This is a genomic window from Pseudomonas sp. G.S.17, from assembly GCF_038096165.1.
Lineage (GTDB): Bacteria > Pseudomonadota > Gammaproteobacteria > Pseudomonadales > Pseudomonadaceae > Aquipseudomonas.
Genome location: NZ_CP151076.1, coordinates 397,057 through 420,029, shown reverse-complemented (window position 1 = coordinate 420,029; position 22,973 = coordinate 397,057). Strand labels below are relative to the sequence as shown.

Genomic DNA, 22,973 nt, shown 5'->3' with positions numbered 1-22,973 from the left:
TTTCCTGATTTTTTTTAAAGATATCGTTATTCAGCGTATGAGTTGTCACATGGCAAAATTTACACATCACAACCTTGAGCTGCTCAATCCGTCCTTTGACTCCGAATTAGTGGACGTATTGAGCGAGCTGGAGCACCTGCGTCGCCTGCGATTGGGGGGGGATACCCCTGCTCCGGTGTTTTTCCAGCTTAAAGCCATTTTCCATATGCTCGAAAGCCTGGGCTCTGCCCGAATCGAAGGCAACCATACGACGCTCGCGGATTACCTCAACAGCAAAATGGAAGGAAAGGCCGAAGCTACGGATCAGCTGCGCGAAATAGCCAATATTGAAAAGGCTATGGACTACATTGAGGCAGTCATTACCCCCGGCGCGCGATTAACCGAGCACATGATTCGAGAACTGCACGCGCTGACAGTACTGGATCTGCATCGCGAAGGAGACAAGACTCCTGGCGCCTACCGGGCCGGATCTGTGTGCATTTCACAGTCAGAACACTCGCCGCCTGACTTCATTCAAGTTCCAGGCTACATGCGCGAGCTGGTCGACTTTATCAATAGGGAAGATCAGCCTAAATACGACCTCATGAAGGTTGCACTGGCCCATCATCGATTTGGCTGGATACACCCTTTCAGCAATGGCAATGGCCGCGTCGTCAGGCTGCTCACTTATGCACTGTTGATGAAATACGGTTTCAACGTCAGCACGGGTGGGCGAGTCTTGAATCCCACTGCCGTGTTCTGCAATGACCGTGAGCGGTATTACTCCATGCTTGCGCTGGCGGATACAGGGACGAAGAACGGTCTGGAGTCGTGGTGTACTTACGTGCTGGATGGCATTCGCGACGAATTGGCAAAGGTAGATCGACTTACCAGATACAGCTACCTGTCGCAGTCGATACTTCTTCCTGCGATTGCCTTTGCGCGGGAAAGACTTCTGATTACCACGACTGAAGAATCGGTGCTGGTGGTGGCGATCAAATCCAGAGTCATCAAGTCTGCCGACCTGATCAATGTTTTGCCGAATTTAAAAAGCGCGCAGCGCACTTACCTGATCCGCAAGCTGGTAGACCAAGGCATGCTCCTCCCGCTAAGCGAAGGTGCCCGGCAGTACACCGTTGGCTTCTCCAACAACTACCTGAATCGGGGGGTGATAAAAGCTTTGAGGGACCAGGGTTTTATTCCAGAGCCTCTGGATCGGCCGTAAAAATCCTTAAGCGGATACGCTGATTATGTAGGAGCCAGCTTGTTGGCGAGGCGATGTCAGGACGCTTCGCGAGCAAGCTCGCTCCCACATAAGTTGGCTCCTACCTGTGCGATGTCAGCTCAACACAACCTTGCCAGCCCGTTCGATCTTGCGACGGCGGGCGACGAACAGGCCGGCGGCGACGACCAGCAGGCTGAGCAAGCCGGTGGCGAGGATTTCCACGCGGTGGGATTCCTGGATCAGCATGACGCCCAGCACCGCGACGATGAACACGATCACCGCCCAGGTCAGCCATGGGAACAGCCACATCTGGAAGGCCACGCTCTCACCTGCCGCGATGCTCTTCTGGCGCATGCGCAATTGCGAAACAGCGATTACCAGGTACACCAACAGCGCAATGGCACCGGAGCTGGCGAGCAGGAAGTCGAACACCGCTGCCGGGGCGACATAGTTGGCGAAAACCGCCAGGAACGCCGCGCCTGTGGACAACATCACCGCCCAATAAGGCGTGCCGCTTTGTGTAGTGCGCTTGGCAACAGCCGGCGCATCACCGCGCTTGCCCAGGGAAAACAACATCCGCGAAGCGGTGTACAGCGCCGAGTTAAGGCAGCTGGTCACGGCGATCAACACCACGATATCGACAATCATCTTGGCGTTCGGGATGCCCATCATGTCCAGCACGGTCTGGTAGGAACCGACTTCAGCCAGGCCGCTGTGGTTCCACGGAACCAGTGCCACGACGAGGAAAATCGACAGCAGATAAAACAACGAGATCCGCCAGATCACCGAATTGGTAGCCTTGGTGATCTGCTTTTCCGGGTCCTTCGATTCAGCGGCCGCGATGGTCACGATCTCGGTGCCCATGAACGAGAACATCGTGGTCAACATTGCGGCCAGCACCGCGCCCATGCCGTTGGGCAAAAAGCCTTGGGTGTCGTACAGATGACTGACACCGCTGACCTGGCTGTTGGGCAGCAAACCGAAGATCGCCGCAACGCCCAGCACGACAAAACCGATGATCGCTATGACTTTGATCAGCGCAAACCAGAACTCGAACTCGCCGTAGTTCTTCACGCTGAACAGGTTGGTGACCGTGAGCAGCAAGGTGATGACCAGCGTGAAAGCCCAGATCGCGACATTCGGAAACCAGGCATGCAGGATGGTCGCGGCGGCGTTGGCCTCCAGCGGAATCACCAGCACCCAGAACCACCAGTACAACCAGCCAATGGTAAAACCGGCCCAGTGCCCGATCGCACGGTCGGCATAGGTGGAAAACGAACCGGTATCGGGCGACGCAACCGCCATCTCGGCCAGCATACGCATCACCAGCACCACCAATGTTCCCGCAGCGGCATAAGCCAGCAGAACAGCAGGACCGGCTTCGGCGATGGCATGTCCGGAGCCAACGAACAAACCGGCGCCAATCACACCGGCAATCGACAGCATCGTAATGTGCCGCGGCTTGAGCCCCTGATCGAGCTCGGAAGAAATCGGGGTACTGCTCATTGAACCTACCTTTGCGAGGGGATGCGATTCGCACCGGGCGTCTTCGTAAAAAGAAAGCAACGGTGCTGTTTTTTATTTTTGACGCAAGAATTACGCCAAAATGTTTCAAAAACGACGTCGCCCTTGGAATAGAGGCTTTAGACAGATGTACGACAACCTATTGATTGCAATGGCGTTTAGCCATTTTTGTAGGATTTGTTACCTGCCGCCCCACGGCGCGATACGAGAACGCACCGAAACTACACACCCGGGATTTCAATGCACCTCGGCGGTGCGTCTAGTCTGAGCGTGCGGAAAAACAAGCGCACGTAACTCGTAAATGCGCAGGAAAGAATCTGCCACCATGGTGCGATCTGGATTACAGGTAGGAGGGGACTTGTCCCCGAATGGCCGGTACAGGCGGCGTTACTTTCGGATTTTATCGGTGCAGGACGCATTGCAATCGGGGACAAGTCCCCTCCTACAAGGTCCGGTCTTTGCAGGTCCATCGCGAAACCTCGTACAACGTGTGTCGATCCATCTGACCCATTCAGCTAAAACCATCCCACACGCCCGCCCGTCCATGAAATAAACTTCATCCGGCGCCCTCGGACGTTGAGCTTTTACCGCGCGCCAGGGTCGAAGAGCTGAATCGCCACACCAGGCCGCTCCAACGGCCTGCCGGCACGGCGCAATCATTCATGTCCAGCAACCGCAAACGGAGCAACACCCATGCAGATGTACAGAAAATGCCTGCTGGTCGCAGTGGCCACCCTGGCTTTCACGACCGGCGCTTTTGCTGTGGACAAGTTGAAGATGGGCGTCGAAGCCGCTTACCCGCCATTCAATAACAAGGACACCAGCGGCCAGGTCGTCGGCTTTGACGTCGAGATCGGCAACGCTCTGTGCGCGAAGATGAAAGTCGAGTGTGAAGTGGTAGTTACCGCATGGAATGAGCTGATTCCGTCGCTGGTCGTAGGCAACTACGACTTCATCATGTCGTCCATGTCTATCACGCCGGAGCGCAGCGCGCTGGTGGACTTCACCACTCCGTACTATTCCAACAAGCTGCAATTCATCGCACCCAAGACCAGCGACATCAAGACCGACACCGCGTCGATCAAAGACTCGTTGCGCGGCAAGACGATCGGCACGCAGAACGAAACCGTTTCCGCGACCTGGCTGCAACAAAACCTGGGCGAAGAAGTCACGATCAAGCTCTACGACACTCAGGCCAGCGCCTACGCCGACCTCGCCGCCGGGCATCTGGACGCCATCCTGGCCGACAAATACCCGAGCTACGAATGGCTGAAAAGCGACGCGGGCATGAGCTTCGAATTCAAGGGCAACCCAGTCTACGACAACGACAAGATCGGCATCGCCGTGCGCTTGAACGACCCGCTGCGCGCCAGACTCAACCTGGCAATCAAGGAAATCATCGAAGACGGCAGCTACAAGAAAATCAACGACAAGTACTTCCCGTTCAGCATTCTTTAAGCCGATTGTGTCGCGATCGTCGGCATTAATCGCCGGTCGCACCTGCATTTTGCCTAGACGCGCACCAAACGTGCTGCTATGAAGAGGGCTGGTTTCCCGACCAGCCTTTTTCGCACCCAGACAGCAGCCGACCATGGCCCACGACCCCGTTGCACAAGACGATCACCTGCGCAGCCGCTTTCGCGCGCTGGACAGCTTCCTGTTCGCCTATCAATCGCTGTGGCGCCCCCGGCCGTTTACCCATCTGCAACTGCCGTGGGAAAGTCGCTATCCGGAGCTGGCCGGCTGGCTGCGGCAACGCTCGCTGAGTGAAGCCGAGATCGCGCATAACCGTCCCGAACAACTCGACGCGCCGTTTCCTTTTCCGCAACTAGCCGCCGAAGCCGTTGAATTGAGCAGTGTTGCGGCGCTTCCTGCATTCAACCTGCCCACTGTGGCGCCGCGCATGAGCGTGGATGTGCCGGGCCGAAAATGGCAGCAGATCGAAGCCTTCGCCAGTCGCCTGGAATTCACCAGAACACCCGAACACTGGCTGGACTGGTGCGCGGGCAAAGGCCATCTCGGGCGCCGCCTGACCCATCAAGACCAGTCGCTGACCTGCCTGGAGCGTGATCCGAAACTGGTGCAGGCCGGGCATCAACTCAGCGACCGACTGAACATCAACGCCACGCATGTGCAGCAAGACGTCATGGCCGACGATGCCTGGCGTCGCCTGCGCCCCCATCACACTCCGGTCGCCCTGCACGCCTGCGGCGACTTGCATGTGCAACTGATGCGCATCGCCACCCGGGTCCGCTGCGCGCAAGTGGCTATCGCACCCTGCTGCTACAACCGCATCGATACCGAGCAGTATCAGCCCCTGTCCATCGAAGCCCAGGCCTCCGCGCTGAAACTGTCCAGGGACGATCTGGGCTTGCCCCTCAGCGAAACCGTCACCGCCGGCGCTCGCGTGCGGCGTCAGCGCGATACCTCGATGGCGCGCCGCCTGGCCTTCGATCTGCTGCAACGCCAGTTGCGCAATACCGACGATTACCTGCCCACACCTTCGCTGCCGGTTGCCTGGCTGGACAAGCCTTTCGCCGATTACTGTCGAGACCTGGGCGCCTTGAAGGATCTGCCGCCGATCCCCGAGCAGGACTGGTCTGCGCTGGAAGCCGCTGGCTGGGAGCGTCTGGCGCAAGTGCGCAATCTGGAGCTGGTGCGCAACCTGTTCCGTCGCCCGCTGGAGCTTTGGCTGGTGCTGGACCGGGCGCTGTATCTACAGGAACGCCACTACAAGGTGCGCGTCGGAACCTTCTGCGACAGCCATCTCACCCCGCGCAATCTGCTCTTGATCGCCCAACTCGACTGACTGCCCAAATGTACCAAAACCTGTGGATAACTCTGTTGATGAAAATAGGCAGAGTGCCCCAAAAACTTAGCTCGCTAGCTATTGAATTCGCGCGCCGTTTTTTTCGACAGTGCGCAAAGCCCCTGTAAACAGCGGCTTGCCGAGAAATGAGAACGGTTCCAGAAACATCCGAAAAATTGGTTCGTATGGTTCGGAGCTTGTGCATAAGATTTGAGCACGCGCAGTAAAGAAACCCGCAACCGAGGCTGTTGGAATGCTAAACACTGACATCCGTCACATTGGCATTGTCCAAACAGGCGTATTCGTCTCAGGATAAAGGTTCGCCCCGCCAGGCCCGCCGTTCAGGTGCCTGCACGCAGTCTGCGCGACCTTTTGCCATCCCGTTCCGTCTATTGATCAATCAGGAAGGAAACGTCCATGAACAATCTCGAAGCCGCCAAAGAACATCGCAAGGCCGACCTGCACACCCCAAACAGCCTGGGCGAAGATGCCCGTCGCGATTTGTCCGGCGAACTCAACGCCCTGCTGGCCGACACGTTCGGCATCTACATGAAGACCAAGAACTTCCACTGGCACATGTCCGGCCCATATTTCCGCGACTACCACTTGCTGCTCGACGATCAGGCTGACCAGATTTTCGCCACCACCGACGCCATCGCCGAACGCGTGCGCAAGCTGGGCGGCACGACCCTGCGCTCGACCGGCCACATCAAACGCCTGCAACGCATCGCTGACAACGACGCCGACTTCGTCACCCCGGCCGACATGCTCGCCGAACTGCGCGAAGACAACATGCAACTGGCCAACTACATGCGCGAAACCCACGCGCTGTGCGACGAACACAACGACGTCGCCACCGCGAGCCTGCTGGAAAACTGGATCGACGAAGCCGAACGCCGCATCTGGTTCCTGTTTGAGTCGGGTCGTACGTCGTAACGGTCAGGTAGAAGGGGACTTGTCCCCGAAAATGCCGGTGCAGACGCCGGCCCTACCGACAGGCACGACCTGTGAGAGCGAGCCCGCTCGCGAAAAGCCCGGCACAACTGCAGCCAGGCCTCAAAACTCATCACTGCGCACATTGGAAAACTGCGAATTACGGTTCTCCAATTTGCGCAGCGTCAGCTTGTACACCGTCGACTTGACCCGATTATTCACCGCTGTTTCCTCCAGACGAATCCGACTGGACGCATACGCACAACCGGTGTCGAGCATCTTGTACTTCAACAGGTAATAGCCGACGTCCATGCGCGCAAAGGTGAAAGAACTGTGCGCCGGAATAAACGCATGCCGATAAGCGTGGCGCCCACCGGCGTCGGTCACCTTGGCGTACACCGGCTCATTGCCAGCGCTGTTATCCACAGTAATTTCCGACCACCCGCCATCCCGAATCACCGGCAGACCGCTGATATATCCCGCAGCGGTGGGCCACGGCGCGCCCAGCGGATCAACCGGCGGCGCAATGCACTGCGGCTGGGCCGGGTCGACCAACTTGATCGGAGTACCAATCGGCACAGCGATCGCCTCAGGCCTGGACTCGACCGGCGCGACAGTCGCAACCGCTTCGATCACCGGCGGCGGCACAAAAGGCTTGCCCGCATCCGGGTCATAACCCATCCACGCACCGCCGGCACAGAACAGGATAAACAGCGCCGCCCAGCGTAAACGGCTGCCACGTCGAAGCGGCCTGGAAGTTTTAGCCTGCGCCGCTGGACGCGACGGTTTAGGTCTGACGGCCACCACCGGAGCAACCGGCGCCCTACCCGCCTGCGCCTGCCTGCGTTGAGCCGCCGCACCCCGCGCCTGCTGAGCCTGACGAATCAAGGTCGCGTCGTACTCCGCACGCTTGCCCGGGTCCGCCAACACATCATGCGCCGCATTGAGCAACGCCATCAGATCCGACGCATTCGCCGCCGGATTCCGATCCGGATGCAACTGCTGCGCGAGCTTCCTGAAGGCGAGCTTGATCTCCTCCGCAGAAGCATCCCGCGCGACATTGAGCTCGTCGTAATACGTACGTGTTTTGGGCATTCAGCTTGCAATCCATGGCGACGGGCCATCTTAACAAGCTTTCCCCAGCGAAACCCGCACACAACGCAACCGCGCTACACAGCGCACAAAATCCCGGTAGGAAAATATTTTTCAACCGAATCAGACAGCTAGGCTTTACACGCTCGAAAACCTCTATATACTCTGCGCCCATCACGCCGGTATAGCTCAGTTGGTAGAGCAACTGACTTGTAATCAGTAGGTCCCGGGTTCGACTCCTGGTGCCGGCACCATACAAAACAAAGGCTTGCAGCGATGCAGGCCTTTTGTTTTTCTGTTGAACGTACATTACCGCGTACATTCGACGACATTTCTGCTCCATCCTCCCTCGAAGATAATCAAACGCTGCCGTTAGGCGGCTGGTGTTAGGTCTACGCTTTCCTTTTTCTATGGAGGAAACGCCATGTCGCTGCCAGATGACCCTACCCCTATCCTGCTCGCCCGCTTCAATCAGAACATTAACGCCGTCGCCTCGGCTGTGGACGAGATTCGGATATGGATCGAACGCCAGGGTGACCAAGAGACATCTGGCAGTATCCGTAGCTATCTAGCGATCCTGGAAAGCAATTCCGACATAATCGTCGTCGGAATGGCGGAGTTGGTCCAGCGGTGGAGGCCAGAAGATCAGAAAGATCCTGAGGATTGATAAGCCTACGCCATCCCTTGAAGAGGCTGTCACATGAAGCGACCTAGAACACTTCCCCAGCTACTCAGCGCGGTCGCTGAAAAACAGGCAACTCTTACCGGCGCCATCCAGGATCTTTCGCAGTGGGTGGAAACGAACCAGCCGGCACTGCAAAACAGGCAGCGCGTGAGTGAGCCGATAGTTGAGCATTCCTTTTCGGCGGAGTGGTTCAGAGGAGAGATTTTGCCCTATGTGTTCGGGATCAGCCCCGAGGCGGCGCGCAAGTATCGCTCTGGAGGTCTGTGGCTGGAGGGTAAGCACTGGCGCAAAGACCCCGCCAACCGCATCGTTTACAGCCGCAAGGCTATCGAGGCCTGGATGGCGGGTGAGCTCTAGCCGTGCGATTTTGATAGTCCAGCGGATGGGTAGGTAATTCAGCCTGATGAAACGCTGCTGTTCCTCCTAATGGCCCAGTACGACGTGTCATACGTTGGAAGCCCGCCACCACTAGTCTGATCAACCACCATAGTGCCGTTCGCTGACAACCAATTCGCTCTGGGCATAATGCCGTCGAAAGCGGCCTGCAGTGATAGATAACAAGCGTTGACGCCAAAGAAGGTGACGCTCTCAGAAGAGGCTCAAAATATGGTAGTTGATCGCGTTCATAGGGACACCCTGTACTCTGAGGTTTGGACGACGCCTATGCTGAGCCTCGCATCAAAATATGGGGTATCTGCTAATTTTCTAGCGCGAGTCTGCGCGCGCCTTAACGTCCCTCGCCCTCCTCGAGGCTACTGGGCAAGGAAGGCATCAGGACAAAAACCAAAGATCCCGCCACTTCCAAAAGCCCGGCTCGGCGACGTTCTTGAGTGGAAAAAAGGCGATCACCTGGCGACCACGCAGACGCCGGAGGCGGTGGATGCCGCTACGCCCACGAGCAAGCGTGATCGTCACTCGATGATTTCTATGCCCCTAGATGATTTCACCAAAGGGAAAGTGACGGGCGATGGCTATTTGAAACCATTGAAGCGTCATTTGGCCGACCTCATCGTTACTGAAGCGACACTACTCAGGGCGGCGAAAATCCTTCGAAAACTTGCTACCAGCGCGCGCGACTTTCAAAGTCACGTTGAAGCAGCGTGCGTCAAAGGGGGCTTTAGCCGCGTCGAACTTGGCGACGAATCTGGCAGACTGAAAAGATCCGCGATGGAGCCGGGTCTCTGGCGCCCGGGCGTGCCCACTTTGATTTTCATCAATAACTTCGTCTTCGGGATCACCATCTATGAGCAGACAATCCAAAAGGAAATGGTCTACATGGATGATGGCAAATACGTAACGGTTAAGGAGGCAAGGACTCTCTACCCCGGGCTTTGGGATAGGAAAAGGAAGACGCTCTACCGTGTGAGCAGCCAACGGGTAGCCGCCAAAAGGCTGTGCTTGAGGGTGTATAGCGCCTATTCGCGGGTAAAATGGGTCAAAACCTGGACTGAGGATGATTCCAGGCTTGATAAGCAGATCCAAGAGATTTTAGTTGTCCTACACACCCAGGCCAAAACCCTAAAACCTGAGCTGGATGCGGCTGATCGAAGGGCAGAAGAGGAGCATAGGGATTGGGAAGCGAAGTGGTTGATCCTCAGTGCGGAGCGCGAGCGATCTTTAATTAAAAAAGCTCGAAAGCTGTCCCTGCAAGATTTGCTTAAAACTATCGATAGGTGGAGCGAGGGGCAGCGCATACAGGCGTTCTTCGCAGATGTCGCCAAGAGAGCAGCATCTTTGCCGGATGACCAGCGGGCAGACGTTATGACCAAGATCGAAGAAGCTCAAACGTTGCTTAGCGAGCCAGACAGCCTGACTTTATTCGCTCCATGGCGGATGCCCTCTACCCCTGCAGCGGAGTAGGTCCATGCCTACTGGTTCGCCCGTCCTACCAGCGGCGAACTGACTCCTCGTCGACTCGCCTTGCACAATCGCCAGCATCTCGAATACTGTATATGCAAACAGTATAAAGAAGTAAGTGTCATGCTCATCGACGACGACTCATTCGGTTGCCTTGGCGTTCCGACCCCGCTGGAAATGCTGAAACAGCAGTCCGCACTGCTCTGCGACGAGATTGCAGATCTAAACGATAGGCTGCGCCGGAGCCGATCCAATGTCGCTGAACTGATCGACATGAACCAGCAACTGGCAGCGGAGCGTGACGCACTGAGGATCAAGCTCGCCGCAACGGAGGCCAGGGTTTCGGATTGCCTACGGCAGGCTGGACTGGACAACAACAAGATGAAAGGGCTGATGCGGGTCGCGGATCAAGTTGAGATGCTCCGCGGCGAACTGGACGCGGCCAATAAGCGGCTTCGCGAATATCAAGCGGAGACGCTGCCCAACGGCGGCCGGAATTAATACGTCGCTGAATCCAATAGCGTGGCCGTGGTCAGTAGTTGATGACGGGGAATTTCGACGGGTGACGCTATGTGCGGAAGGATTGTTCAGTACAAAGGAATGGATGATTACTTCAGCGAATTGGCGCCGAGGTTTCCGAAGTTCAGCGGCTTCGATAATGTGCCAATTGCTCGGTACAACGTAGCGCCGTCGACGAAGGTCAACATTCTGCGAGCGGACGAGGCCGGGATTCATATGGATCCGGTTCGCTGGGGATGGTCGCCGTTCTGGGCGAAGGGGAAGCGTGCCGACCCTATCAATGCGCGAGTCGAGACGGTGACGACGGGGAAGTTCTTCAAACAACTCTGGCCCAATGGCCGCGCCCTGGTGCCGAGTGAAGGCTGGTACGAATGGGTGAAGGATCCAGACGACCCAAAGAAGAAGCAGCCGTACTTCATTCGACTGAAGGGTGACGCGCCCATGTTCTATGGCGCGCTGGCCAAGGTGACGCCCGGCCTTGAGCCGCACGACGAGGATGGTTTCGTGATCATCACCGCAGCCAGCGACCAGGGCATGGTCGACATTCACGACCGCCGACCGCTTGTGTTGACGCCAGAGCTAGCCAACGAATGGCTTGACCCTGAGCTTTCGGCAGAGCGTGCCGAGGAAATCGCCAAGGAATGCTGTCGGCCGGTCGATGACTTCGAGTGGTACCCCGTCGGCAAGGCCGTGGGTAATGTAAGGAATCAGGGGCCGGAGTTGATTCGGCCGCTTAGTTAGTCGGGGTAGAAGCCTGGGATGCCGCATTCATCGCAAGATTTCCCATGTAAATCAAATGATTAAGCTCCAAAAGGCCGATTAAAACCCGGCCTTTTTGTTGGTTGCCCACCTAATGAAATCAATCGGTTACGGTTGCGTATTGGGGAAGATTTCAAGCCGACGAAAAACAGACGGTGCAGAAATATACGGTCAGGCGTACAACGGGCAATCTGCCACCTACATGACACAAGGATTGGAAATGAGTATCGCGACTACTATCGGGAATTTCGTGAAGGGGTTAGTAATCGCCACGCCGGAGCAGCGAGAGCAAGCCCGGCTAGGTATGGTTAAGTTCATTAAGGATAGGTCACTATCTTGCAGCACGTGCAATGCTCTGGCAGCGCCAATCATTGAGACGAGTGATCGATATAGGTGCGTGAAATGTGGTCGACAATTCTCCGGAGCTAACCACCACATTAATCAGGCGATCTCGGGCAGCTCCAAGCTGACAGGCTCGGCGAAGTTAATAATTAGGCGTGATTATGAGAGCTTGGCGGCTGAAGTCGATAAATAGCCGCGCGGCACCAAACCTCAAGTCTGTAGTTTCAGATCATGTTAGCGCCCGCCGCACGGCCTCCTGGATAACAGCCTGACTGTATGGATTGCCGCCATTCTCGTGTTTGATGATGGCGGTGACCACGCCGAGCAGGATGCGCCGATCCCGAATATCGATGCTTTCGTTCGGCAGCACGCCGGCTTCCACTGAGACGGCCTTGACGTATGCATCGGTGTTGTTCTCTACCGACGGCGCCCAGCGGTTGATCGTCTCGCGCACCGTGTCGATACCTTGCAGGCCAACGCCAGGCATCCCGTCCTTCCCGCGATAGTTGATCAGCAGCTTGGCGAGCGCGCGGATTCCGTTCTCTGGCGTGTCGAAGCGCGCAAAGCGTTTCTCAATGGCTGGGTCGGGCGGCAACTGGCCTTGCCAATTGTTGCGCGGGTTGTAGTCGATATTGCCCGGATTATTATTTCGTAGTCCGCGAGCGATGGTCATGTCGGTTTCCTTGTGGCAAGAAGAAGCCCGCACGCGGCGGGCTTGTGAGTGATCTGTGACGGGGAGATGTTGCTTACCTGCGAATCTGAGCTACGATGCCTGTATATCCATCCAGCACAATGAGCAGATTATGACCAACGTTTTCAATTTCGAGCGAGCGCGCGAAGACAAACAGGCTGACAGGGATCAAGAGTTCATCGACTTCATCCTCAGCCAGCCGCAGACCATGACGGCAGAGCAGTGCTCCCAGGCCAGAGGTCTTTTAGGATGGTCTCAAGAAGCCCTCGCATTTCGGTCAGGCGCGTCCGTGCTGGCCATTAGTCAGTTCGAAACCGGAACCAGGCTGCTCCGCGACGTCACGAAGCAAGCCATCGTGTTCGCCCTGGAAGCTGAAGGACTGATGCTCATACCTGGGCACCCGCCAATGCGTGGCGAAAACGTCCGAGGCATGACACCCAACCCGCGCAACGGTAAGAATTTTCACATGGTCGAGTAGACGCGCCCCGCTATCAGTCGCTGAGCGAAGAAGCGCCCGGACTTGTCGGTGTCTTCGTGTAGCTCCAGTGGCCACCCAGACGGACGCCCAGAAAGAAAATCCACGCCCGCCATCGGGCCGTACCGTCGCCAGTGGTCAGCGCCCGGTAATAGATGTCGTCGCACTCGCGGCGGGTGAGCGGCCCGAAGGTGTACAGCCAGTCATGCAAGATCGAGGCGCGCATCCCGTAGCCGACTAGCAGGCCATAGATCGCCAGAGCAATGACCGCGATGACGATCAGCGCCGCACGAGTCCACGGATAGGAATCAACCAACGTGCCCCCAGTCAGCGCCGTAACCGCGCACCACCGGCAGATTTCCCGGAGGATGCGGATCGATGCCAGGTCACTGACGAAGGTGTTCGGCACGACGATCAGGCCATGAACTGGATCGTTGAATCCCATCTCCTGCCGCATCTCCACGTCCCAGCGGCTGATAAACCGGATGTCTGGCCGTACGTCGAATTTGCCGATCGGTGTCGTCATGCTTTTCTCCAGGCACAAAAAAACCGCTCAAGGCGGCCGGGATAGCTGAAATTTGTAGTCGATGGGTTACGCGGGCCAGCCCTCGTCGAGCATGGCGGCGGTTATGGTGCCTTCCGCGACCGCATCAAGCAGCGCGGCTTCGCGGTTGAAACAAGCCTGTACGTGCGCCCGCACCATCGAAGCAACGCCGAGAATCTGCTGTCCGGTCAGCTCGACAAAGCCCGCCGAGGTTTTCCAGTGCAGCGAGTACTCCGGATCAATGATCGCCTGCACCGCCGCGCCAGTGATCAGGCCTTGGCTATCGCGCCCGGTGTCGATGGGCATGCCATCAATTGTGGTCCCGGCAATCTCGGCCGTGTAGCGCCGCGCCGCGATCTGAGTTGTCCACTGCTCGGCCACCAACGCATCCCGCGCCGCCTTTTCTGCCGCCGTCATATTTACCTGATTGCGGGCAACCTTCACCACCTTGCGCGCGGCATCAATGGTCAGCACTTCTGCGCCCCATTTCTTGTTGACGCCCAGCTCGCCCTCGGTATTTTCTTCGGGCCACCATGCGGAGTCTTGCAGGCCGAACTCAGCAGGCGTCCACGATAAGTCAGCGAGTGATTCAGGCAACAACAGCGGGCTGATAAGGAAGTCGGGGATTGGCTCGCGAGTAGCGATACCGTTTTGTACTCGAATTAATTCAGACATAACCAACCCTTTAATTAAATTCGACTACTTGAACTAAAGCGGATGCCGCGATATTCGCGTTTGAACCGCCGCCACCAAATTTTATAGTTGCTGTATTGGTACTCAACTGCGCAAAGTTTAAACCCCGGCAATACTGAAAACCCGGAATATCTTGAGACGTCAGGACACTGAAAACTAACGTTTTTGAAGGCTCGGGCGTGTATCCTAGCGCAACTGCAACTTGTGTGACTCCGACTTGCGCCGTGCCGACAACCTTAGTTATTTTTTTAACATTGTCGAATTCGATAACGGTAACAATGCCGTTAGAACCGGACCAGACCGCATTAGTTGAAACAGCAAAGTTGGCGATTTTTCCGTCCCAAATATTCCAGAGAAAGCCGCCATATCTATCATTTTGGCCGGAGTTCTGAGGATCTTCCGCACCTTGTTGATCGAACATGACGATAGATTTATCAGGATCAACGGGGTTTGGCAAAGTAAAAGAAGCACCCCCGATGTAAACGTTTATGAATCCGCGTTGAATACTTTTGATGTTTGACGTCGAACCGTTGGAAGCTGACCCCAGCCCCATCGGATCCTGAAGCGGACTTCCAAGCGGATTACTCAGATTCATGACATATCCATCCATTCGGCGGTGAATGCGACACCCGAAGGCCACGCGATCTGAATGCCGACATACACCTTCTCGCCTGCTTCCAGACGCTTCGGTGCGGTCGCATTGAAGTTACCGAAAACCGTTTCGGGAATCTTGGCGGTTGTGGCCAGCGTGTAGGCCGCCAGAGTTTCCGAGCCGATGGGCTGGAACGTGACACCGTTGTCCTTGCTGCTGTAAGCCTGCAAGCCCGTGGCCGTAACCGTGGACTGCGGAAAGGCTGAAATCTTGGCGAGGTACGCCCCGTCAGGCCCAGCCGTGGCAATCAATTTAAGAGAGGCCAAGGTAGGCGCCGGGATGCTGCCCAGTGCGGCCGTGCAAACGCCATAGCCGGTCTTGATCTTCTGCGGAAACGGTTTGGTATCAGTCAAAGCCATGATGGTGATCCTTTAAAATGGGCCTGAGGCGGCAATTGCGTGAAGGCGAGCAAGCGGGGTTTTTAAGTCTTTGAAGGCAACGCTTTGCTCGTCATCGGAAACGACCAGCGCTTTGCCTGCATTGCCCACCAGCGAAGGCAGGCCAGCAGCAGAGCCAGCCGCAGCGGCAGCAGCCTGCGCAGAATTGCGATAGGCCAAAGCATCCGCCGCAGATTGAGCGGCAGCGATTCTGGACTGGGAGGCAGCGTCAGCCGCCTGCACCGCCCCAGCACGAGCCAGCGCCACAACATCGATCGTCTCGTTCATCCAGGTGACGGTGAGGTTGGTGGCAGCAACCATCACCGGCAGATAGGCGATGGTCGCGTCCGCTTTGGGCGAAAATCCCTCGGGGCCATCGGCCCGGCTTGGCGATGGTGGTGGCGTCGGAATAGCAGCCGGAATAGCCATTAAATAACCCCTTCAATAGAGATAGCGCCTTGCGAGAAGTCGGGACTGCTGAATGGGAACCGGAAGGTTTTGTAGAAGCCGTAAATGATCGTGGATTCGTACTTCTCTTCTGCGATCCAAACAACCGGAGTTGCGCGGATCTCGGTCAGCATCTTTTTAATTTTGTCGATTCGAATGGTTTCAACTTGAATCGGAAAGTCGCCAACATCAGAGAACGAGCGCTGTACAACTGTCATCGTTCCGAAAGTTGGGTCGCGAACTTTTCGGCTGTAATCATCGATGCCGACAGATGCCTCCCAAAGTGCAGTGCCGATGGCCTGCAACTTGCCATTGATTAAAATGCCGACAGCAGCCGTGCCAGCGCTTTCGACGACAACCCTGATATCCGCCGTGCCATAAGCTGGCATATCCAACACAACCACGTTCGTCCGGTAATCGATGTCCTCGAAAAACCAGTCGTACCAGTTATCAACGCCAGCGCTGATCAGGCTGATCTTCCGGTTAAAGACGATGCCCTCTACCGGATCAGTTACCGTGATGGTTACCGACTTGCCGGACAGGTTGAACAAGGCTAGGGAGTTAACGACCGTGCCGGGACGCATCACGACATCAACCTTTAACGGGTTGGTAGTTTGCGTCCCGATAACGTCATCGAACATTTTGTACTTGTTGGTGAAACTCACGACCATCCATGTTGGAGTTTCTTTAGCCAGGCCATCCAATGGCGAATCCGCAGTGGTCGTCGTTAGCACTTCATAAATCATGTGCGTCGCGGCGAGTATCTTGCGGGTGCCCTTTGGATAAGTGCCGGCCACCCACTCGGCATAATCGTTTTCTGGCACGTTCGATGAAATCAGCATGCTTGGAGAAAATATCGTCGGCCTGATAAATCTCATACCAGCACCTCCCGCGTTTCCGGCATGCCGTCGTTCTCCCATTGGCGAATGATCTTGGTGCGCGTATCCGAATCACTGATGAGCGGCAGAAGCCCCTGCTTGATCGCGGTGATGACCTGGTCGAGCTTGGTCGCCAACACCGCGATGCCCGCGCTATCACTGTCGCTGCCGTCGTCAGAATTTGAACCGTTGGCATCGGCTCGATAGCTTGCGGCGCCCTCGAACCGAAGCTGCGGCGCGCCGCCGGCGGCAAAGCCTGGCAACTGCCCGGCGTTCATCTGATCAAGCACATCAGTGCCATAAGCGCTGACGGCACTGGCGCGCATCACGTACTCGCCGTTGGATAGGCGGGAAAGAATGCTGTCGCTAGTGCCGGTGCCTGGGCCACTGATCAGCCCGCCAGTTGCGTGCGCGGGAATCTGCCCGTTGGTCATTGCGGAATCGCGAATAGCCGCCGCGATCTGGTCATACGGGATTGCCCCACTGTCCAGGGCTGCCTGCCAGAACGCCTTGCCGGCTGCGTCAGCGCCGCGACCCAGCACCGACTGATAGATCGAGTCGATGATCGTGCCGTTATTCTGCGAGGTGTTCGCAACAGCGCTTCCTGCGCCGGTGCGTGGCAATGTGGCCAACGCGGCAACAACTGCCGCATTCATAGCCGCGACCGCCGCTGCAACTGTCTTCACCGAAGTGTCGACGCCGTTCAGAGAATCGATCTGCGCCTGAGCGAAAGCCATCTCCTGATCAAACCGCGTCAGCTGAGCGTCATACGCAAGCTTTGCCTGGGCGATCTGAAGGTTCAGCCCGGCGACGATCTGCTGTTGCGTCGTCAACTGTTTGCCGTTCAGGCCATTCAGTTCGGACACAACGTTCGCGGTTTGGCCCTGATCACGCGCAAAATCTTCCATGGACGCGTACAGGTCGGCGTTATTGCTGCCGACCGTATCGAGCGCATCGTCAAGGCCCGTGACGCTGGACAGCAAACCGCCCGCCTGCACCGTCGCCAATGCGTTACGCAGCGTAGCCTGAGCCTGGCTGCGCAGCATCTTGGTGACGTCGTCCGAGTCGCCGCGCAAGGCTTTGAGCGTCGTACTCAGGCTGCTGCTGATCGATTTCAAGTCCGATATGTTGCCGTTCGCAGTGCTCAGCATGTCGTTCAGCGAAACGTTCGCGGCGTTGTAAGCGTCGGTTACGTTCTTTTGATCGACAGCAATGGCTCGCTGAATCGCAGCCATCGCACTGGTTGCGCCGGCAAGCGCGGCAGTCCTTAGCGCTTCGGCCTGTTGCGCAATGATTTTGAAAGCATCGCTTGCGTTGCCGGCCGAGCCCTTCAGGAAGTCGAATAGTTTCTTGCCCGACTCGCCCGCCTGGCCGGCCGCGTAAACCATGTTCTTGTAATCCTGCTCAGAAGCAGGAAGAACCACGCCCATCGCGGCAAACTGCGCCGTGATGTCGGAAAGCTTGTCGTTGGCCTTTTCCGCGTCAGTCGTGAACAAGCTGTAGTAGTTGGCGTTGGTTGCCGCCTGAGCGTCCAGCACTTTCTGCGCGTCCACCGCCCGCTGCGCGATGATGGTGTAAGCCGTGTCGGCGACGTCCGAGTACTTGATCAACGTCAGCGCCGCCGCTGCGCCAGACGCAGTGGTCGTGTCGAGAGATTCGACCAGAGCCCGAAAGCCTTCCTTGGTGGCGGGCAACGTGTAACCCATCGCCGTGAACTGTTTGGTGATCGCTGCCAGCGTATCGTCGGCCTTCTCGGTGTCGCTGAAAAAGGCGTCGTAATACTTCTGGTTGTTGGCAGTGAACTGCTCCATGCCGCCGATGCCAATCAGCAGGGATTCGGCCAGCTTGCCGCCAGCAACTGTCATCCCCAGCATCTTCAGGTTGATCAGTTCGAAACTGCTGTTTACCTGGACCAAATTGTTGATGAAGGTAGACAAGCCTTCGAACGTGTAGCCATCCAAGCCGGCAGTAGTCGCTTTGTTGATGGCCGAGACAGCCGAGTCACCCAAGCTGACGAACCATGCCTCAATCTCGGACTGGATGGCCTCGGGCGTCTTGTCCTTGGTGCTGATACGGGTCGCGGCCATATCCAGGCCATCCAGCACCGACTCGCTGAGCTTGACCCCGAGAATCTCGAACATACCCATCGCGCCGAGTATCTTGGCGTTATAGGCAGACCCGAGCGCATCGTCAGTCGCATCGTCCAGATCATTTGTCAGGTAGCGAGTTTTGTTCGAGCCGGAGAGCAAACCCTTCTTTTTCTTCTGTTTCGTGTACTGGGAAGCGTCAAAAACGCCGCCCTCAACACCAAGCTGGATGCCAACGTCCTTGGTTTTGTACCCGCTACCAAACAGCTTGCTGCCGACGGCGGTCCATACCATCTGGTGGAATGTCGAGCCGGACAGGATTGCTGCCCATTTGCCGCCAACCGCCTTGCCAAGAACTTTATCCACGCCTTCCAGAAAGCCTGCCTGAAGCACGCCTGGCGTCATAGCAATGTTGCCCAGGGCGGTGCCGCCTGCGCTTTCGCGTACCTTGCCAGCATCCGGACGGACGCCTGCGTCGTACAGCTTGCCGGACTGGTACATACCCATGATGACGGCGAGCGGCCACATCGCGCCCGCGCTGCCAAGTGCGGCGGATAGCCCGGACTGGCCAGCGGCATAGGTTGCCGAGCCAGCGGTACCAGAAACCAGCGTGCCGCCCAGTCCGAACCCCGTACCTGCCGCAACCGTAGATCCGGCTGCGGTTGCACCCGTCTGCAGGCCGAGCGCAGAGGTTAGAGCTGTCACGCCGGAGGTAAACGTGCCGGTTGCGGTGCTCAGCATGCCCGCGTAGTAATTGATTCCGCCAGTTACCGCGCCGGTCAGTCCGCCGCTTGCCCAGCCGGCGACGACATCCGCGCCAACGCCAGTGATCGCGCTCCATGCGGAATACAGTGTCTTGCCAGCGGAGAGGGCCTCCCCAAACATCGAGCCGCTAGAGGACGATCCCGACGAACCGCCGCCGCTACCAAGAAGTTTTCCCCAGACCGATGACAGTCCCTGGCCGTTATCCGTGCCGGTCAGCCAGTTGCTGAACGACGCCAACAGCGGTTTGGTGGTAAGCATGTGGGCAATTTCGCCCAGCGTCTGCTTGAAGCCTTGTTTTAGCTTGTCCCAGAGGTCGCCAGCGCCATCGCCGATGTTGGCCCAGGCGTCGGCAAACACGCTGTCGATACGATCGATCGCACCTTCGGTCATCTGGCCCCAGATCGTGGCTTTGCTCTGGTTGACCTGGTACTCGTTGCCGAGCTTGACCAATGCATCTTGATACAGCGCAGCGTTCGCCGGATAGCGAGCAATGGCAGCATTGAGCGCGTCCTGCTCGGCGGTGAAATCCTTCAGGAGTTTGGTCTGCGGGCTCAGGCGATCAACGATCCCCTCAACCTGCCCAGCCTGTTCAAGTGCCTTGTTTGCATCCAGCTGAGCCTTGGTGGTGGCGACCAGCTGCTTGTATTCTTCACTGCCCACGGCAATGTTCCTGCCCGCCAGCGCTACGGTCACCGATTTTTCGATGTTGTAGGCCTCAAGCGCATCCTTGCCCTGTAGCGTGGCGGTCGCCTGTTTCAGGATCCCATCGACTTCGGCCTTCAGTTCCTTGATGTTTTTTGAAACGTCGCGGCGGTCCTCAGCATCGTGCAGTGCGTTGACAGCGGCGGTGACTTTGTCGCGAGCGCCAGCGCCCGTTTTGAGCAATTCTTCTTCGATCTGCTGCTGAATGGTGATCGCACGAACGTTATCGGCGCCGGACAGATATGCAGCTGCCATTTCATTGGCAGACTGTGTCGAGATACCGGACTTGGCCAGCAGGTCGTCGAGCGCTTTGGCCTGATTCTTCAGGGCGGTTGCCGCAGCGTTGGCGGCTTTGTCCACACGCTTGTTCGCTTCAGTCGTTGCGTCGAGCTGAGCGATGGCGGCGGTTGCGCGATCCACCGGCGAAGCCTTGGTGACTACAGGCGCCGCCGGAGCAGTTGGAGCAGTACCGCCGTTGGTGAGCAAGCCGTAGCCGGAAAGATTCTGGCGCGGCATGTCGGTGCCGGTCGCCACCCGGACGGTTTGGTCGATAATCCGTTGCAGTGCCGCAACCTGGCGCGTTGCGCTGTTCTCGGTAGCCTTGGCCGCCTCATCAAGCGATGTTTTCTGTGCCGCCGCTGTCTGCGCTGTCGCGTCTTCAGTAGCGTACAGGGCAACCAGCTTGAGCTTGAGCGATGCCTGCTCGACCTTATTGCCTTCCTTGATCGCTTCCTGATATTTCTTCAGCGTGTCAGTTTGATCGGCAATCAGTTTTGCCTGAGCGGCCTGGGCAGGCGTGGCCCCCATCCTGGCAGCGGTGTAAGCGGCTTCAGCGGCAGCGTTCGCGCCGAGCAAATCGCGGGTCTTGGTCAGCTGCTCAATGTATTTATCCCAGGCGGCTTTGCTGGCATCGCTTTGGCCTGAGGCCTGCTGCGCGACTGTGAGCCGTTCGGTGCTGGAAGTAGCGGCGACGTTGGCCGTGTTAACGGTGGCCAAAATCTTCCCGAGGTCGCCCGCCTTTTTGGACGTTTCTTCGTAGGCGCTCGACGATTCAGCAAGTTTCTTGATCTTGTCGTCGGTCAAGCCGGCATCTTTCCTTGCCCACTCGGTGACGCTGTCCAGGGTGCGCTGACCCTTGCGGACTTCTTCGATCATCTCGCCGAATTTGGCGCGGTACTGGTTGGCGTCATAACCGATCTGCAGGAAAGCTTCAGCGCCATCTGCGGAATATTTTCTGAGCGAGGCGCCGGCAGATTCAGTGGCGGTGATCTGCTCCTGTGCCCACTTGATGGATTGGAACCGACGCTGTGAGGCACCCAGTTCGTTGAATTTCTGGATCGACTGGTCAACGGTGGCGTTCTGGTCAATCAGCGCGTTAGTGGCTGTATCCGTGTGGCTGCTCAGTGCCAGGTAGCTGGCACCAAGCGCGGCAACAGTGAAAAGCAATCCAACCGGCCCGCCGAGCATGCCAAGCAAAGCACCGCCGGCACGGCCAGCAGTGGAGGAAATCGCGGCGTACTCCGCTTTCGCGGCCGATGCTGCCTGAGTTGCCGCAGCGTCCTTGGCCATTGCAGCCGATTCGACATTGAGCGCGGTGCCCAACTGAACCGACGAAACCTGCGCGGCACGTTTCGCCGCTGCAAGCTCAAGATCGGTCGCTGCCAGCGCTTTCGTGTACATCGCCTGCTCAGCAGTTCCGACAGAAAGCGCTGCGGTGTATGCCAACTGATCGCGCTGGCCTTGCAGCAGGCGAAGCTTCGCCACCGTGCCCTCTTCCGTGGCTCGCGCGACCGCAACATTACCTGCGGCCTCGGCCACGTGAGCCGCAGAAAGCGAGGCTGATGCGGCCGTTTCTTCGATCTTGGCGGCGGCAGCGGCGCGAGTGACAGCGGTCAGCTGTACCCATGTGACGATGTTCCCGGCAGCTTTGACGCCAGCCTCGGCAAAACCAGCCGCAACACGACCCAGCGCGGCGATCAGGACAACCCCGAGTATCTCAGCCAGAGTTCTACCATGCTCCTCAAGGGCGGCCATTGCTGCAGGAACATTTATGGCGTTCAACGCCTTCGACACGTTGTTGATCGAGTCGGCCATCGAGGAAGTGGTGCCGCTGAACGCATCAGCCTCGCCAATGATCTTGGTGAAGGATGTTTGAATGCGGGTCAGTGCAGTCCCGACCGTGCTCTGCATTTTGCCGAACAGCGCATCGACTGCTCCCTGCTGAGCCTGGAGAGCCTTGACGACAGAGTCAGCGGTCAGCTTGCCTTCAGCGCCCAATGCTCGAAGAGCGCCCACAGATACGCCCATGCCTTTGGCAATCGCCTGGCTGAGCGCTGGCGCCTGCTCCATCACAGAATTCAATTCTTCGCCGCGCAACGTGCCAGACGCGAACGCCTGCCCCAGCTGGATCAGTGCCGCGTTCGCGGACTCTGCCGAAGCGCCGCTGATCACCATGGTTTTGCTGATGGTTTCAACGATTCCGGCAACACCCTTCCCGCTCAGCTTCAGCGCGTCTTGGTTCTGGGCGATCCGCTGATACAGCTCAGCAGTGGCGCCAAGTGGCTGTCCGGACTTCTGCGCGATGGCGAACACGGCATTCTGAGCCGCTGTGAATTCCGCGCTGCTCGACGTGACCAGCTTTAGCCGGTTGGCAACGGTTGTGTAGGCTTCAGCCTGCGCCAGCAGCGCGCCCGCGCCAGCACCGCCTACCGCCAAGGCGAAAGCGCCTTTCAACACGTTCGACGCGGTTTGAGCGCTCTTTCCTACGCGGTCGAAAGCCGAGTCGACTTTGCTGAGCTGGCTGTCAATCCGGCCAGTCGCCTTGGTAACCGATGCGTCGGCCTTGTCCATTTCTTGGCGAAGCTGCGCCGTCGTGGCTTCAAGCCGGATCAGCATCCCCTGGACTTCTTGACCTGACATACACGTTTCTCCAGGCGAA

At 57.5% G+C, this 22,973-nt stretch carries 20 protein-coding genes and 1 tRNA gene; 11 read left to right on the top strand and 10 right to left on the bottom strand.

Annotated elements, in window-relative coordinates; translation table 11 throughout:
• Positions 1 to 49 precede the first annotated feature (49 nt).
• The gene (locus tag AABC73_RS01950) at positions 50 to 1,204 is read left to right on the top strand and encodes a Fic family protein (RefSeq protein ID WP_341522232.1); all 1,155 of its coding nucleotides are present in this window, start codon (positions 50 to 52) and stop codon (positions 1,202 to 1,204) included.
• A gap of 114 nt (positions 1,205 to 1,318) precedes the next feature.
• Here the strand turns inward: AABC73_RS01950 and gabP are convergent, their stop codons facing one another.
• Positions 1,319 to 2,710, bottom strand: coding sequence for a GABA permease (gene gabP, locus AABC73_RS01945; protein WP_341522231.1), 1,392 nt, complete (start codon positions 2,708 to 2,710; stop codon positions 1,319 to 1,321).
• A gap of 711 nt (positions 2,711 to 3,421) precedes the next feature.
• Between gabP and AABC73_RS01940 the strand changes: the two genes are divergently transcribed.
• The 3 genes from AABC73_RS01940 to AABC73_RS01930 all read left to right on the top strand — a co-directional run bounded on the left by AABC73_RS01940 (position 3,422) and on the right by AABC73_RS01930 (position 6,473).
• Entirely contained in the window at positions 3,422 to 4,186 is a 765-nt protein-coding gene (locus AABC73_RS01940) for a transporter substrate-binding domain-containing protein (protein WP_341522230.1), read from the top strand.
• Between the two features lie 133 nt (positions 4,187 to 4,319).
• On the top strand, positions 4,320 to 5,537 hold the full coding sequence (locus tag AABC73_RS01935; RefSeq protein ID WP_341522229.1) for a methyltransferase: 1,218 nt from the start codon (positions 4,320 to 4,322) through the stop codon (positions 5,535 to 5,537).
• Between the two features lie 417 nt (positions 5,538 to 5,954).
• Positions 5,955 to 6,473: a DNA starvation/stationary phase protection protein gene (locus AABC73_RS01930; RefSeq protein ID WP_341522228.1), complete on the top strand. Its 519-nt coding sequence runs from the start codon at positions 5,955 to 5,957 to the stop codon at positions 6,471 to 6,473.
• A gap of 120 nt (positions 6,474 to 6,593) precedes the next feature.
• On the opposite strand, the gene AABC73_RS01925 is transcribed toward AABC73_RS01930, so the two are convergent.
• The gene (locus tag AABC73_RS01925; RefSeq protein WP_341522227.1) at positions 6,594 to 7,565 is read right to left on the bottom strand and encodes a DnaJ domain-containing protein; all 972 of its coding nucleotides are present in this window, start codon (positions 7,563 to 7,565) and stop codon (positions 6,594 to 6,596) included.
• Between the two features lie 175 nt (positions 7,566 to 7,740).
• Here AABC73_RS01925 and AABC73_RS01920 point away from each other — a divergent pair.
• The 6 genes from AABC73_RS01920 (at position 7,741) to AABC73_RS01895 (ending at position 11,364) form a co-directional block, all read left to right on the top strand.
• Positions 7,741 to 7,816, top strand: a tRNA-Thr gene (locus AABC73_RS01920).
• Between the two features lie 170 nt (positions 7,817 to 7,986).
• Positions 7,987 to 8,229: a hypothetical protein gene (locus AABC73_RS01915; protein ID WP_341522226.1), complete on the top strand. Its 243-nt coding sequence runs from the start codon at positions 7,987 to 7,989 to the stop codon at positions 8,227 to 8,229.
• Between the two features lie 165 nt (positions 8,230 to 8,394).
• Positions 8,395 to 8,604: a DNA-binding protein gene (locus AABC73_RS01910; RefSeq protein WP_341524161.1), complete on the top strand. Its 210-nt coding sequence runs from the start codon at positions 8,395 to 8,397 to the stop codon at positions 8,602 to 8,604.
• A gap of 306 nt (positions 8,605 to 8,910) precedes the next feature.
• On the top strand, positions 8,911 to 10,107 hold the full coding sequence (locus AABC73_RS01905; protein WP_341522225.1) for a hypothetical protein: 1,197 nt from the start codon (positions 8,911 to 8,913) through the stop codon (positions 10,105 to 10,107).
• A 120-nt stretch (positions 10,108 to 10,227) separates the two neighbouring features.
• Positions 10,228 to 10,605 carry a hypothetical protein gene (locus AABC73_RS01900; protein ID WP_341522224.1) on the top strand — a complete coding sequence of 126 codons (378 nt, stop codon included), beginning with the start codon at positions 10,228 to 10,230 and terminating at the stop codon, positions 10,603 to 10,605.
• Positions 10,606 to 10,674: 69 nt separating this feature from the next.
• Positions 10,675 to 11,364 (top strand): SOS response-associated peptidase family protein, encoded by a 690-nt coding sequence (locus AABC73_RS01895; RefSeq protein WP_341522223.1) that lies wholly within the window; start codon positions 10,675 to 10,677, stop codon positions 11,362 to 11,364.
• 589 nt (positions 11,365 to 11,953) lie between these two features.
• Here AABC73_RS01895 and AABC73_RS01890 read toward each other — a convergent pair.
• Positions 11,954 to 12,397 carry a structural protein P5 gene (locus AABC73_RS01890; protein WP_341522222.1) on the bottom strand — a complete coding sequence of 148 codons (444 nt, stop codon included), beginning with the start codon at positions 12,395 to 12,397 and terminating at the stop codon, positions 11,954 to 11,956.
• A gap of 130 nt (positions 12,398 to 12,527) precedes the next feature.
• Here AABC73_RS01890 and AABC73_RS01885 point away from each other — a divergent pair, with 130 nt between their 5' ends.
• Complete coding sequence (locus AABC73_RS01885; protein WP_341522221.1) at positions 12,528 to 12,893, top strand: helix-turn-helix transcriptional regulator; 366 nt, start codon at positions 12,528 to 12,530, stop codon at positions 12,891 to 12,893.
• 13 nt (positions 12,894 to 12,906) lie between these two features.
• On the opposite strand, the gene AABC73_RS01880 is transcribed toward AABC73_RS01885, so the two are convergent.
• The 7 genes from AABC73_RS01880 to AABC73_RS01850 form a co-directional block, all read right to left on the bottom strand.
• Positions 12,907 to 13,416: a DUF1353 domain-containing protein gene (locus tag AABC73_RS01880; protein WP_341522220.1), complete on the bottom strand. Its 510-nt coding sequence runs from the start codon at positions 13,414 to 13,416 to the stop codon at positions 12,907 to 12,909.
• Between the two features lie 66 nt (positions 13,417 to 13,482).
• On the bottom strand, positions 13,483 to 14,109 hold the full coding sequence (locus tag AABC73_RS01875; RefSeq protein ID WP_341522219.1) for a DUF4376 domain-containing protein: 627 nt from the start codon (positions 14,107 to 14,109) through the stop codon (positions 13,483 to 13,485).
• A 10-nt stretch (positions 14,110 to 14,119) separates the two neighbouring features.
• The gene (locus AABC73_RS01870) at positions 14,120 to 14,722 is read right to left on the bottom strand and encodes a hypothetical protein (RefSeq protein WP_341522218.1); all 603 of its coding nucleotides are present in this window, start codon (positions 14,720 to 14,722) and stop codon (positions 14,120 to 14,122) included.
• Positions 14,719 to 15,138 (bottom strand): hypothetical protein, encoded by a 420-nt coding sequence (locus tag AABC73_RS01865; RefSeq protein ID WP_341522217.1) that lies wholly within the window; start codon positions 15,136 to 15,138, stop codon positions 14,719 to 14,721. Before AABC73_RS01865 ends, AABC73_RS01870 begins: the two co-directional genes overlap by 4 nt.
• 12 nt (positions 15,139 to 15,150) lie before the next feature.
• Entirely contained in the window at positions 15,151 to 15,585 is a 435-nt protein-coding gene (locus tag AABC73_RS01860; RefSeq protein WP_341522216.1) for a hypothetical protein, read from the bottom strand.
• Positions 15,585 to 16,481 (bottom strand): hypothetical protein, encoded by an 897-nt coding sequence (locus tag AABC73_RS01855; protein ID WP_341522215.1) that lies wholly within the window; start codon positions 16,479 to 16,481, stop codon positions 15,585 to 15,587. Before AABC73_RS01855 ends, AABC73_RS01860 begins: the two co-directional genes overlap by 1 nt.
• Positions 16,478 to 22,954, bottom strand: a complete 6,477-nt coding sequence (locus tag AABC73_RS01850; protein WP_341522214.1) for a tape measure protein — start codon at positions 22,952 to 22,954, stop codon at positions 16,478 to 16,480. The genes AABC73_RS01855 and AABC73_RS01850 overlap by 4 nt, the downstream gene beginning before the upstream one ends.
• Positions 22,955 to 22,973: the final 19 nt, after the last annotated feature.